This window comes from Planococcus donghaensis MPA1U2, assembly GCF_000189395.1.
GTDB classification, from domain to species: Bacteria; Bacillota; Bacilli; order Bacillales_A; family Planococcaceae; genus Planococcus; species Planococcus donghaensis_B.
This window is the reverse complement of sequence record NZ_AEPB01000032.1, coordinates 1-12,383: the sequence shown is the minus strand read 5'-3', so window position 1 is coordinate 12,383 and position 12,383 is coordinate 1. Positions and strand designations below refer to the sequence as shown.

Genomic DNA, 12,383 nt, shown 5'->3' with positions numbered 1-12,383 from the left:
CTTTGCTTAAAACGATTACTCGCCTATTGTGATCAACAAATCGCCTTCGTTAACGAATCCGCCAACTTCAACGTGAACTTTTTCTACAGTTCCACCAAATTCAGCTTCTACTGGTATTTCCATTTTCATTGATTCGATTGTTAAAACAGCTTGTCCCGGTGTAATCGCTTGTCCTTCAGCTGCTAATACGTTTAATACCGTTCCTGCCATTGATGCTTTTAATTCTTTCATAATGTATGTTCCTCCTTCTTTTTTTCCATCCATTGCGACAATACCGCTGTAGCATAGTCACCTGATATAAATTGTTCTGATCCAATAAATTCCTTGAATAACGAAATATTGGTTTTTACGCCATTAATTGTAACATCATTAAAAAATGCTTGTGACTTCGATAATGCTTCGTCACGATCTGCTCCGTGAATAATAACTTTCGAAATCATCGGATCATAAAAAGGTGTGACTAAATTGCCTTCTTCATAACCCGTTTCAATACGTGCCCCTTCACCCCATTGAAGCTTTTCTAGCTTGCCAGGTGACGGGAAAAAGGTTTTTGGATCTTCTGCATAGACGCGGTATTCTATCGCATGGCCATGAGTTTGTATCGTCTCTTGAGCTGGGAGTTTTTCTCCGTCAGCAACATTTAATTGCCATTCAACCAAATCGAGTCCTGTTACTTCTTCTGTCACAGGGTGTTCAACTTGCAGACGTGTATTCATTTCTAAAAAATAAAACTCATTATTAGCATCAACGATAAATTCGACAGTGCCTGCATTTGTATAGTTCACTGCTTTTCCAGCTTGCAACGCTGCTTCACAGAGTCGCTCACGTACTTCTTGTGGCAAATTCGGTGAAGGTGATTCTTCAATCACTTTTTGATTGCGACGCTGAACAGAACAATTTCGTTCATATAAATGAACAAGGTTGCCATGGTGATCTCCAAAAATTTGAACTTCGATATGACGTGCATCTGCAATAAATTTTTCAAGATAAACAACATCATCACCAAAATAAGCTTTAGCACGATTTTTAACCGATTCAAACTGTTGAGTGAGCGCTTGCTCACTTTCACACCGAACCATGCCAATTCCGCCGCCACCTGCACTCGCTTTTAACATGAGCGGATAACCGATTGCTTCGGCCTCTTGCAAAGCTTCTTGAAGCGTCGTCACGCCTTCTTCTGTACCTGGAACTACGGGTACTCCCGCTTGAATCATCGTTCTACGTGACTCAATTTTATCACCCATCTTTTCGATAATATCACTTGAAGGCCCGATAAACGTCATACCAGCTTCTGCGACTTTACGAGCAAAATCGGCGTTTTCGGACAATAAGCCATATCCAGGATGAATTCCATCAACTCCATGTTTCTTTGCTTCTTCAATGATTTTGTCAACTTGTAAATAAGACTGTACGACCGGGTTTGGACCGATCAGTACAGCTTCAGTTGCTTCACTAACGTAAGGCAGATCCCCATCAGCCTCAGAGTGAATAGCAACCGTTTCGATTCCAAGGCGATTACATGTACGAATAATTCGACGTGCAATCTCTCCTCGGTTCGCGATTAGGATTTTTTTCATATTTGAAATACCCCCTATGTTTTCTCCCTTCTATAGCATATACGAATTTTGTAAGCGATTTCAACTATTCGCTGAAATATTTCTTTTATTTTGTTATTTTCACAGGGCTGGTTTTTCAATCGCGCACTGTGAACTAGTGAAATACCGCTCATTCTCATAAAAAAAGAAACCTTTACTAAAGAAAGGTTTCATTTTTTCGGTTTATTGAGAAAGCGATCAACCGCTTCATGATGAGGGTCTTTTTCCCATAGAACGGCACATCTTCGAACTTCTTGTTCAACGCGTTCTTGCAAATCCATTTTTTGCCATTTGCGAATAGCCATTTCTTTATAGGCCCGGTGCACGTCCGGGTGAATGTTTTTCATCCGCTCAAAAAACACTTCTATGTCCTGTTCTTCATGAATAATGTCTGTTGCCCACCCAAAGGCTTTTAATTCGCTTGCCGTATAAACTTTTGCCTCACTGAGCATTTTTAATGCTTGATCATGTTGCAAAGTTTCTAATAGATAAGTTCCGCCGCCCCAACCACTGGTAATGGCGAGCGTCCCTTGGATAAAGCCACATTTCGCATGATCCCACACAAGCCTGTAATCGCATGCTGTAGCTATTTCACAGCCTCCACCGACTGCTACACCATTCACAAGGGCAACAACCGGCACAGGTAGCGTTTTGATGGAATACAGCACGTCGCTCACTCGCTTTAGCATGCCATACGCTTCCGATTCGGTCCGAAGGGTATGAAATACAGATAAGTCACCACCTGAACAAAAAGCTTGTTTCCCAGTAGCAGTAATGATGACCATTCGAACTGAAGGATGTTTTGCTTTTTCAACCAAGCTTTCAAGACCTTCTGTCACTTCATTATTAATGGCGTTGCGAATTTCAGGTCGGTCGATCGTAAATGTCATAATGCCGTCCATTAGGTTTATCGTATAAGACAATAGAATCCCTCTTTTCTGCCGGTTTCCTTATAACGCTACTTATTTATGTATAGAGAAAAAGGCTATCGAGAGCCATGGCCTCTCAATAGCCTTTCAGCAGCAAATACTGTTTTATTTGCTTGCTACTACTTCTTTCCCTTTGTATGATCCACATGCTTTGCAGACGTGGTGAGCCAATTTACTTTCGCCACAGCTTGGGCAAATTACCATGCCCGGCACTGACAATTTAAAATGTGTACGGCGCTTTCTTTTAGCGGTTTTGGACGTTCTTCTAGCTGGTACAGCCATTGGTGACACCTCCTTACACTAATTCTATTCATCTGACTGATCAAAATACTTTGCTAAATCAGCAAGTCTTGGATCCGGTTTTGGTGGTGCCTCTTCTTTCTCAGCTTCGTACTCTTCGTCTGTTGAATACGACCAATCATTTCCGCCTCTTATAACGGCTTGATCGGCGTCTTCCTTAAACACTTGAATCGGAATCTCTAGCAAAATGAGTTCTTCTAGTATTGGCTGAAGATTTATAACTTCAGTTTCTACAAAATGAACATCACTCAACTTGTCTTCTTGACCTTTTCCAGACCAATCGAAAACTTCAACCGTATCAACGTTTATCGGAAACTCAACATCTTCCCAAGTTCGAGCACAAGGCAGCGTGAGCATACCTTCGAGATGGAGTTGGCACGTTAATTGTTGCGAACCAATTGTGCAATGGCCTGTAACATGTACAGGTGAAATTTCCCGAATATCGCTATTCCGTGATTTCACTGCATCCAAATGAACCATTTGGTCAATTGGCAGTCCGTCTTTGCGATGCTTTTGTAGCTGTTGAATCGCTATTTTCATAAGTAATCACCTCAAGACAACAAAGTTGATTATATAATGCACAGAAAAAGATGTCAAGAAAAAATCTTGTCACTCTATTTCAAACATCGGTATACTAAAGTTAATTCTACCAAAGAGGTGAGCAGATTGAAAGCTGTAGGAATTATTGTTGAATACAACCCTTTTCATAACGGTCATCTTCATCACGCACAACAAGCCCGTGTTGAGGCTGGTGCCGATCTGGTCGTAGCTGTTATGAGCGGTCAGTTTTTGCAACGAGGTGAACCAGCATTTGTCGATAAATGGACACGTACTCAAATGGCTCTTGACGCTGGCATCGATTTGGTAATCGAACTTCCCTATGTTTATGCAACAGCTCAAGCTTCTGATTTTGCTAAAGGCGGTGTCGCACTACTTGATGCAATAGGTTGTGAATCTTTTTGCTTTGGGAGCGAACAAGGTCAGATCACCCCTTTCCTGAATTCACTGCAGCTATTAACTGAGCACGCGGCTGAATATCAAGCGTTTATCCATGAAGCAATCCAAACCGGCATTAGCTATCCAAAATCATTGAATAATGCCTATCTTGCACTAACAGGTGGAAAAACTGACTTTGCCGATTTAACACAACCGAATAATATTTTAGGGTTTCACTATCTTGAGGCCGCTCAACGTCTAGGTTCATCTATTACACCTCTGACTATTCAACGAATAGGCGCTAATTTCCATGATCCAATTACAGTTGGCCTGCCGATTGCTAGCGCTACTGGCATCCGCGAAGCTTTTTTTAAAGGTACTTCAGTCGAAAATCTGTCTACGTATATGCCGGAAAGTTCAATTTCCTCTTTAAAAATGGCAGAAAAAGAATATGGGAAGTTTGGAAGCTGGGAGAACTTTTATCCGTTGCTTCGTTTCACGATTTTGCGTGAAGGTCCTGAAAACTTGAAACAATACGCAGAAGTTACGGAAGGAATCGAAAATTTGATTTTCCAATCCGCAAAAACAGCGGACAACTTTGAAAATTTTATGTCACTTGTCAAGTCAAAGCGCTATACACGTACGCGAATACAACGAATGCTAACGCATATTTATACCGGTTTCACATGGCAAATGTTGCATTCCTATCAGTTGCCAAGTTATATCCGCCTTCTTGGCATGTCGAAAATCGGTAAAAGCTATTTAAATCACAAAAAAAAGAACATCTCGCTTCCCCTTATAAGTCGTGCAGCTGATCTGAACGACTCAATGGGAAAACTAGATATTCACGCGACTACAATGTACTTGCAAGGAATGGGATCTATTCATTTGAAAAAAGAATTTACGACGCCTCCGATTTACCGAGGCTGAAGCTCATCCAAAAATTCTAAAGCATCTTCGATTGTTTCGACAGGAATGATTTTCATGTCTGTGCCGATTTTTTCTGCAGTTTCGACAGCTATTGTATAATTGCTATCGCCGCCACCTTCTACCGGTTCGCTGGGTGCAAAGAAAATATCGATACTTGCAGAATCGGCTGCCATGATTTTTTGATCGATGCCACCGATTCTCCCAACAGAGCCGTCACTTTCCATCGTACCTGTGCCCGCAATGTCATATCCTTTTGTTATATCTTCCTCAACCAATTGATTGAGAATTTCAAGTGTGAACATTAGACCAGCTGACGGACCGCCTATTTTCTCTGAATCAATTTCAACTTCAGGAGTTGTTTGAATAGCTTTATCTTCTACAAACGAAATTCCTAAGCCGATTCGGTCAGGGTCAGTTGGCAAGGGTGCTAATTTGATATCCGTGCTAATTTCTCGCTTTTCTCTTTCGTAAAGCACGTTTATTGTTTCTCCACTTTCCTTATCACTTAAGTAATCGATGAGCTGTTGCATCTCTGTGTATTTAGTGCCGTCAATTTCAAGCACTCGGTCTCCTGGTGCTAATACATCATCCGCAGCCCCACCGTCCAGGACATTTAAAACAAAAACTCCATTATTGCTAAGTTCATACGGTAATTCTGCTTGTTCAAATGCAACTTGCAATGCATTTACTTGTGAATCAGACATTAGTTTTAATTGCCGAACGTTGTATTCTTCATCGCTTTCGTGAGGACTTCGTACTTGCTCAGGTTGCAATACTTTATAACCTTCGCGAATTTTTGCCCAAATGTACAAAGCAGGGGTTGCTGTTAACATCGATACCGTCATTAAACTGAGCGTTCCTTCGTCGTCTTCATCTCCACCTACCACTTCAACTAATGGTGACAACTCGTAAGCTCCGCCTGGTCTTGTTACATAAGAGTCTAGCTGATAAGAGGATAAGTAAATGACAAGCGCCATCACAATGACAAAAATGAATAATCGGTTGTTTTTCATATTATTCCTCCCTTCAGCGATCCATACACTACATTATTTTTTGAAATAAGAAAAAAGCCACGAAATTCGTGACTTACTGAAATTTTAAATGAAGAGCTTTTTCAACAGCTTCTGGCACTAATCCTGTAATATTGCCTTGGTATTTTGCTACTTCTTTTACGATACTCGAACTAAGGAATGAGTATTGGTTGTTTGAAATCATAAATAACGTTTCAATATTTTCATTTAAAAATCGGTTCATGGAAGTAATTTGCATTTCGTATTCAAAATCACTGACTGCGCGCAATCCTCGAATAATGGCATTTGCTTTTACTTCGACCGAATAATCGATCAGTAAACCAGAAAAAGAATCTACTTTGACATTAGGAATAGACTGCGTCACTTCAGCTATTAAATTTATTCGTTCATTTACATCAAATAATGGATTTTTAGAAGAATTGTTCATCACGACCACTTTTACTTCATCGAAAATAGTAGACGCTCTTTTAATAATGTCCAAGTGACCCATTGTTATTGGATCAAAACTTCCTGGAACTACAGCGATTTTAGTCAATACGTTCTCCCTCTTCCCCATGGTAACGGTAAATTGAAATAATTGTACTTCCGTAAAGCTCTTTTTTATAACGTTCAAAATACTTGGTACGATCCGGCAATTCGACATCTCGGTCATGTTCACAAACAACAATCGCATCTTGGGTTACAATGTTCAATTCTCCCGCTTTGTCCATCAGTTCGTAAGATTTTTTCATGTGGTAAGGAGGATCTAAAAATAACAACCTTGCTTGAACACCGTTTTTCTTGATCGCTTTTACTGCACGCTCTGCGTCTGCCCGGTGCACTTCAGCACGATCTGTCAAGCGAACCTTTTCTAGATTGGCTTGAATCGTTTCTACAGCACGTTTGTCTTTATCGGTAAATATTACGTGGTCAATTCCTCGACTAAGTGCTTCAATGCCAAGTCCACCACTTCCAGCAAATAAATCTATTGCATATCCACCATCAAAAAAAGGACCAATCATATTAAAAATAGACTCTTTTACTTTATCAGTCGTCGGTCTGGTCGAATTACCCGGTACCGCTTTCAAAGGTATTCCTTTTACAGAGCCTGCTACAACTCGCATACTATCGCCTCTAACTTTATTGATTTTCTTGATGCATTTTAATCGCCTAATGGTAAAATGAAAACTGGAAAGGACGTGAAATGATGATTCAACGTTTTATTGAACTAGGAGAAGGGTACGGAGATATCTATGAACTCCGTGAACTTATCACAAGTAACCAACAACGCTTTATGCATGGGTTTGTATTTGTTTCAACCAATCCACAAGGTCAAGATGTATTGTCAATTGCTGCGGCATTCAAACCCGCTTCAGAAGGAAACTTCATGCCAATCTATCTTTGTCGTGAAGGCATTCCAGTAGATTCAAAGCGCCTAGCAGTTTTTGAACAAGCCGTTTCCAGCTTAGGACATACGCCGATCAAAATGGAAGTTAAGCACTCATCCGTGTATGCAGATAAAAAATTCTACCATAATCATTTAATATCCGTTTTAAGATTAAATCATTATATTCCGCCGATGCAATAATTAAAGACCGATTTTGTAATCGTATTCTTTTGCTTTATCCGGCTTGGCGTTTTCATATTCGGTTTTCAAAAATGGACGATAAGATTCTAGCACTTGTTTGACGTAAGGCAATTTATTTAATTTTGTTTTAGTCGCTTCGATAACATCTTGGTCCATATAAAGCACTACGTATTTTAATTTTCGGGAGATAAAATGAACATGCCCGAACTTTCTTAACGATTTAGCTTGTTTTAAATGATGCACATAGACAATGAGGCCTTGGCGATCATGCATAACTATCCCTCTTTTCTTAGCTTCTAGAATACCATATGAAAGAAAAAAGCCGCAACCGAATAAACTGACAGTATAGCCCTCTATTCGCTATACTGTTTTTATGATAGAAATCCAGGGAGGGAATCTACAGTATGGGAAAAAAGACAAAAATCGGTTTAGCAGCTGCAGCAGTTGGTGCCGCAGCTTGGGCTGGCTCTAAAGTTTTGGCTAACCCTAATCAACGTCCCGCAAAAGAAGTTTTGAATTACGAACGCCCAATTGTTCTTGCGCATCGCGGCGGCTCTAAATTAGCACCTGAAAACACACTCGCTGCATTTAATTATTCAGCCGAGCTTGGCGTTAATGGCTTTGAAGTTGATATTCGTATGACAAATGACGAAGAAATCCTTGTTTTCCACGATGAGTACATTGACCGGACAACTGATGGTGCTGGCAGAGTCGCTGATTTGACTCTCGACCAGTTAAGAGCGTTTGATCTTGGGTATCATTTTATTGATACAGAAGGTCAACATTCCTTCCGTGGTAAAAACGAACAAGTTGTATTGCTGCGTGAACTGTTTGAAAAATTTCCGCAAATGTATATTAATATCGATATAAAAGATGCTCCTGAAACGTATGAAGGTAGTTTAGTACCTTCCAAACTTTGGCGCTTGATCGACGCACTTGGTGTACACGACCGAGTGGTGGTGACTTCTTTTTATGATGAACAAATCGATCGTTTTAATTTATACGCCCAAAATCGCATAGCTGTCGGTGCAGGTGAAAACGAGATTAGAAAAGCCTATACGGCATTTACTAGCCAATTTGGGCATCTCTATCAGCCTCGTGCAGATGTATTCCAAATCCCTACTAAGTCTTCTGTTTTCCGCTTAGACTCTGCACGGTTTATTGCTTTTCTTGATAACTTGAATATTCCAGTCCATTATTGGGTTATTGATGAACCAGAAGAAATGAGAGCGTTAATCGCTTCCGGTGCGAAAGGCATCATTACCGATCGACCTGATTTAGCGTTATCCCTTATTTCAGAACTGGAAGTTTAATTGGTAAAAAAAAGTGCAACGCAAGCGTTGCACTTTTTTTATGTAACTATTCATGATTAAGCGGAACAAGAACAACCGCCACCAGTACCACAGCTTCCACCACAAGAAGAATCTGATGAGAAAAACGGGTTTGTGGACGGGATTTTGACTGCTTCGGAAACAGATCTACCAATAATAAAACTCACTTGATCGATTAAATCTTGTAATTCATTTTCCATCAAACGTAGATTAGCCACTTTTTCATTTAAATCTAAGCGACGTTTATCCACACGGATTTGTTTCATTACACGAGAGTATTCAGGGTGGTATTTACCAAAACGTTGAACTTCTTCGTATTGGTCTTTTAATCTGGCGAAAGCAAGAATTTCATTTGCCAGATTTTTATCGTTATAGACAGAGGCATGAGCTTCTCGATAAAGGTCAGCTTGCTCTGATTGTAGGATCATTTGGCTTAACTCGTCTGCAAAGTCAGTTATTTCAGCCCATTCGTAGGTCATAATCATAGCATTTCCTCCTTTACGTTTTAATCATAGCAGATATTTTTGCTTTTCACTACAGACTTGAAAGGATTGTCAACATGAGTGAACTTATCGAGCAATTTGCTCACATAATTGAACAAAGCAGCGAAGAAGACATTACAATTTTGTCGGACTACTTAAGAAATTTCGAAAAAAAGCAACAAGGTGAGTTTTCTACTTATTTAAGCGCAAGTTTAAATATGACGCGTACCTTAGACGATCAATCATCTGTTGTTTCGATTCCGAACACAGCTTTTATCCATAATACGATGGCTATACCACATGGTGGCATTCTTGCTGTATTAATTGATACTGCCATGGGGACTTTAGCAAACAGTAAGTGTCCTGAGGGATTTAGCGCTGTAACAACCAACTTGACCATCCATTACCTATCGGTTGCAGACGAGGCATCTATAAGCGCTCATGCGCGTATGATTCGTAGCGGCAGACATACGATGGTTATTGAAGGAAATATTGTGCAAGAAGATGGGAAACATATAGCCACAGCTACTGGTTCGTTTTTTATCATTCCAAAAAAATAACCAGCTATTGCTCAGAAGCAATAACTGGTTTTTCTTCAAGAAAAATTTGAGTATAGTACTTACCAAACACTCCGACTCCGGTTTGATCGTATTGATCACTGAGTAAAGTTTTTCGATGAGCTTCTGAATTAATCCAGCCATGAACGGTTTCAGCTGGATCGTAATAAAGTGTTGCAGTATTGACAGCTGCCTGTTTAAACGTAATCTCACTTTCTTGCAAACGAGCATGCAAGTCTTTGAACTCTGTTTCTTCCGATGTGAAATTTTGCTTGGCCATGTCTTCACTGTGAGCTCCTGCGACCAAACTTACTTGTGGATTGAAAGTTAAAGGCTTAGTTCCGTGTTGAAGTCGATATACATTTACTAAGTCCATAATTTGTCTAGCATTTGCTTCATCTATCAATTGTTGCTTTGTTGATGATGGCGTTTCAATTGGTATCAAGTCACCTGAGAACATCATGTCGTATGGCAGATGGCGGATCAAAGTTTCTGCATTCATGAACCGAACAGCTTCTAATTCACGGTCTACGGAATCAATGTATAATTGTGCATAAACTCCATCAAATTTCACTAAAATACGTTTATCCATATCTTCAGCAGTAACATTGAATGTATAAATACTTGTATCAAATTTCACTGTCACTTCATTTTCTAGAATAGTAAAGCGATATAGTTCATCTAGGCTTTGTCCTATTTTATACGGAGTCGCATCTATCGCCGCTCCTGTTGTATAAACTTGAACAACTCGCCCGTCTTTTATACCAGCCATTGTGTAATGGGCATAACTTGCATTGTATACCCACCAATCATATCCGTATGCTGAAGGCTCTATTCGTTCAGGTTGTCCATATTGCTCAACCCATTTATCACTAGATTTGCCTATATAACTTGAAATTCCTTTTGCAGGACGATCAATATCTAACGAGTCATCTGTAATTTGATTACTTGGCAAAGGGTCTGCAGTGCGCGGAGCTTCAAGAACATCATTTTCATTTATTGAGGGATCTAAGTAAAACAAACCGATAAGAACTATCGATAGAAATATCATAATACGCAACAAGTCTTTCAATCGAGCAGCTCCTTTACTATTGTATCTTCTTCATTATACCAGTCGCCTCTACACTGACACAATCTAGCCATTGCAACAACTTAAATTATGATCTATTATTAAAGGAGTATGTAGTCTTTTTTGTTATAGAGGAGGAGAGATCCTATGTATTTTGAAAATACAGGACTTGAAAACATTCACGTAGATATCGCTTTACTAGAAAGCATCATGAACAACCATGCCTTGACGAAAGAAGGCCAATGGGATTACGAGCGTGTTACTTATGACCGCAAATTCATTGTACGCGAAGGCACTTATTATTTACGTGTATTTGCTTATGCTATTGATGGAGATGTCGATTCAAATGATGCGACAATGCGCGTTATGAAACCAGTACTTGGCAAGCACTATTATCCACATGGTGTAGAGTATGGTGAAGACGAACATTTCCCAGAACACTTGGTTAAAACTTGTATCGGAATTTTGGATTCTATTAAAAAAGAAGTCAAAGCTTTCGAAATCAGCGTATAAAAAGCCCGCAGTTCAGCAATTGAACTGCGGTTTTTTTAAACAATCTATCATTATTTCAACTTCATAAGGAGGATTTTAATAAGTGAAGTGGTTAACGAAAAAAACAGTAACGATGGCTATTATCATAGCTGTCTTAATCTTAATATCCGTATACATATTACCTGTTTCAATCCCATTAATTGTGGCGTTGATTACTGCAATATTTCTAGAACCTTTTGTGAACTTTATACATAAAAGATTCAAATGGCATAGAAAATCAGCTGTTATATCTGTATTTATTTTGTTTTTATTGGTTGTATCGGCTTTACTTTATTGGATTGTCACGCAATTAATAGGAAGAATTATACAATTTACGAAAATGGTACCTGAATATACAAACTCTTTATCTGTAATGTGGGACGAATTTCAACGATTTTTCTTTCGATCGACAAAAGATATGCCTGTTGAAGTCGTTTCTTCTTTTGAAACTGAACTAGTCGGTTTTATGGAAGGAATTCGCAATTGGGTGTTGTCTATTATTAATTACGATACTGTGTCTAATTTATTGACAGGTATTCCATCATTTCTTGTTAGCTTTATCGTATTTTTAATTGCTTTATTTTTATTCATGCTCGACTTACCTGAGTTAAAAACCTTGCTTTTCAAACGGTTAAAAGATTCAACTGCAGAAAAAGTCCGTTTTATGTTCGCTCGATTAAATAAAGTGATTTTCGGTTTTTTAAAAGCTCAATTTCTTGTAAGTTGTATCATATTCATCGTATCACTTATCACATTGGCGTTTATCGTACCAGAATATGCACTTGTTATGTCACTGGTAATCTGGATTGTCGATTTTATCCCTATTTTAGGATCGATCATTGTGTTAACACCTTGGTTTGCTTACGAATTTATCACAGGTGATGTGGTATTTGGAACACAATTAGCTGTATTAGCACTCGTACTGTTAGTGATTAGAAGAACTGTGGAACCAAAAGTGATGGGGACGCAGATTGGACTATCTCCTTTGGCGACATTGATTGCTATGTTCATTGGACTTCAGCTTCTTGGCTTTCTTGGATTCTTTATCGGTCCATTAATCGTGATTCTCTTTACATCAGCACGCGAAGCAGGAATGATAAAAATAGATTTTAAAGTATAAAAAAA

The 12,383-nt window shown here is 39.2% G+C and carries 17 protein-coding genes; 6 read left to right on the top strand and 11 right to left on the bottom strand.

Going from position 1 to position 12,383, the window contains the following annotated elements:
• Positions 1–15 precede the first annotated feature (15 nt).
• The 5 genes from GPDM_RS08855 to GPDM_RS08835 form a co-directional block, all read right to left on the bottom strand.
• Positions 16–231, bottom strand: coding sequence for an acyl-CoA carboxylase biotin carboxyl carrier protein subunit (locus GPDM_RS08855; protein WP_008430723.1), 216 nt, complete (start codon positions 229–231; stop codon positions 16–18).
• On the bottom strand, positions 228–1,577 hold the full coding sequence (locus GPDM_RS08850) for an acetyl-CoA carboxylase biotin carboxylase subunit (protein ID WP_008430722.1): 1,350 nt from the start codon (positions 1,575–1,577) through the stop codon (positions 228–230). The genes GPDM_RS08855 and GPDM_RS08850 overlap by 4 nt, the downstream gene beginning before the upstream one ends.
• A gap of 188 nt (positions 1,578–1,765) precedes the next feature.
• Positions 1,766–2,518, bottom strand: a complete 753-nt coding sequence (locus GPDM_RS08845; RefSeq protein WP_008430720.1) for an enoyl-CoA hydratase/isomerase family protein — start codon at positions 2,516–2,518, stop codon at positions 1,766–1,768.
• 111 nt (positions 2,519–2,629) lie between these two features.
• Positions 2,630–2,806 carry a 50S ribosomal protein L32 gene (rpmF, locus tag GPDM_RS08840; protein WP_006828847.1) on the bottom strand — a complete coding sequence of 59 codons (177 nt, stop codon included), beginning with the start codon at positions 2,804–2,806 and terminating at the stop codon, positions 2,630–2,632.
• 24 nt (positions 2,807–2,830) lie between these two features.
• On the bottom strand, positions 2,831–3,364 hold the full coding sequence (locus GPDM_RS08835; RefSeq protein ID WP_008430719.1) for a YceD family protein: 534 nt from the start codon (positions 3,362–3,364) through the stop codon (positions 2,831–2,833).
• A gap of 126 nt (positions 3,365–3,490) precedes the next feature.
• On the opposite strand from GPDM_RS08835, the gene GPDM_RS08830 reads away from it, so the two are divergent.
• Positions 3,491–4,690, top strand: coding sequence for a nucleotidyltransferase (locus GPDM_RS08830; protein ID WP_008430718.1), 1,200 nt, complete (start codon positions 3,491–3,493; stop codon positions 4,688–4,690).
• On the opposite strand, the gene GPDM_RS08825 is transcribed toward GPDM_RS08830, so the two are convergent.
• The 3 genes from GPDM_RS08825 to rsmD form a co-directional block, all read right to left on the bottom strand.
• Positions 4,678–5,703: a SepM family pheromone-processing serine protease gene (locus GPDM_RS08825; protein ID WP_008430717.1), complete on the bottom strand. Its 1,026-nt coding sequence runs from the start codon at positions 5,701–5,703 to the stop codon at positions 4,678–4,680. The genes GPDM_RS08830 and GPDM_RS08825 overlap by 13 nt on opposite strands.
• Positions 5,704–5,776: 73 nt before the next feature.
• Positions 5,777–6,256, bottom strand: a complete 480-nt coding sequence (coaD, locus tag GPDM_RS08820) for a pantetheine-phosphate adenylyltransferase (protein ID WP_008430716.1) — start codon at positions 6,254–6,256, stop codon at positions 5,777–5,779.
• Positions 6,249–6,824 (bottom strand): 16S rRNA (guanine(966)-N(2))-methyltransferase RsmD, encoded by a 576-nt coding sequence (gene rsmD / locus GPDM_RS08815; RefSeq protein ID WP_008430715.1) that lies wholly within the window; start codon positions 6,822–6,824, stop codon positions 6,249–6,251. The genes coaD and rsmD overlap by 8 nt, the downstream gene beginning before the upstream one ends.
• 83 nt (positions 6,825–6,907) lie before the next feature.
• On the opposite strand from rsmD, the gene GPDM_RS08810 reads away from it, so the two are divergent.
• On the top strand, positions 6,908–7,288 hold the full coding sequence (locus GPDM_RS08810) for a DUF7147 family protein (RefSeq protein WP_008430714.1): 381 nt from the start codon (positions 6,908–6,910) through the stop codon (positions 7,286–7,288).
• Here the strand turns inward: GPDM_RS08810 and GPDM_RS08805 are convergent, their stop codons facing one another.
• A complete protein-coding gene (locus GPDM_RS08805) occupies positions 7,289–7,561 on the bottom strand; it encodes a YlbG family protein (protein WP_008430713.1) in 273 nt (90 codons plus the stop codon).
• Positions 7,562–7,692: 131 nt separating this feature from the next.
• Between GPDM_RS08805 and GPDM_RS08800 the strand changes: the two genes are divergently transcribed.
• A complete protein-coding gene (locus GPDM_RS08800; RefSeq protein WP_008430711.1) occupies positions 7,693–8,601 on the top strand; it encodes a glycerophosphodiester phosphodiesterase family protein in 909 nt (302 codons plus the stop codon).
• A 56-nt stretch (positions 8,602–8,657) separates the two neighbouring features.
• On the opposite strand, the gene GPDM_RS08795 is transcribed toward GPDM_RS08800, so the two are convergent.
• Positions 8,658–9,104 carry a YlbF/YmcA family competence regulator gene (locus GPDM_RS08795; RefSeq protein WP_008430709.1) on the bottom strand — a complete coding sequence of 149 codons (447 nt, stop codon included), beginning with the start codon at positions 9,102–9,104 and terminating at the stop codon, positions 8,658–8,660.
• Between the two features lie 74 nt (positions 9,105–9,178).
• Here GPDM_RS08795 and GPDM_RS08790 point away from each other — a divergent pair, with 74 nt between their 5' ends.
• On the top strand, positions 9,179–9,661 hold the full coding sequence (locus tag GPDM_RS08790) for a PaaI family thioesterase (protein WP_008430707.1): 483 nt from the start codon (positions 9,179–9,181) through the stop codon (positions 9,659–9,661).
• Between the two features lie 4 nt (positions 9,662–9,665).
• Here the strand turns inward: GPDM_RS08790 and GPDM_RS08785 are convergent, their stop codons facing one another.
• Positions 9,666–10,730: a CAP domain-containing protein gene (locus GPDM_RS08785; protein WP_008430706.1), complete on the bottom strand. Its 1,065-nt coding sequence runs from the start codon at positions 10,728–10,730 to the stop codon at positions 9,666–9,668.
• Positions 10,731–10,874: 144 nt separating this feature from the next.
• Between GPDM_RS08785 and GPDM_RS08780 the strand changes: the two genes are divergently transcribed.
• Both GPDM_RS08780 and ytvI read left to right on the top strand, forming a co-directional pair.
• Positions 10,875–11,240: a YugN family protein gene (locus GPDM_RS08780; RefSeq protein WP_008430703.1), complete on the top strand. Its 366-nt coding sequence runs from the start codon at positions 10,875–10,877 to the stop codon at positions 11,238–11,240.
• Positions 11,241–11,322: 82 nt separating this feature from the next.
• A complete protein-coding gene (gene ytvI / locus GPDM_RS08775; RefSeq protein ID WP_008430701.1) occupies positions 11,323–12,378 on the top strand; it encodes a sporulation integral membrane protein YtvI in 1,056 nt (351 codons plus the stop codon).
• The last annotated feature ends 5 nt before the right edge of the window (positions 12,379–12,383 follow it).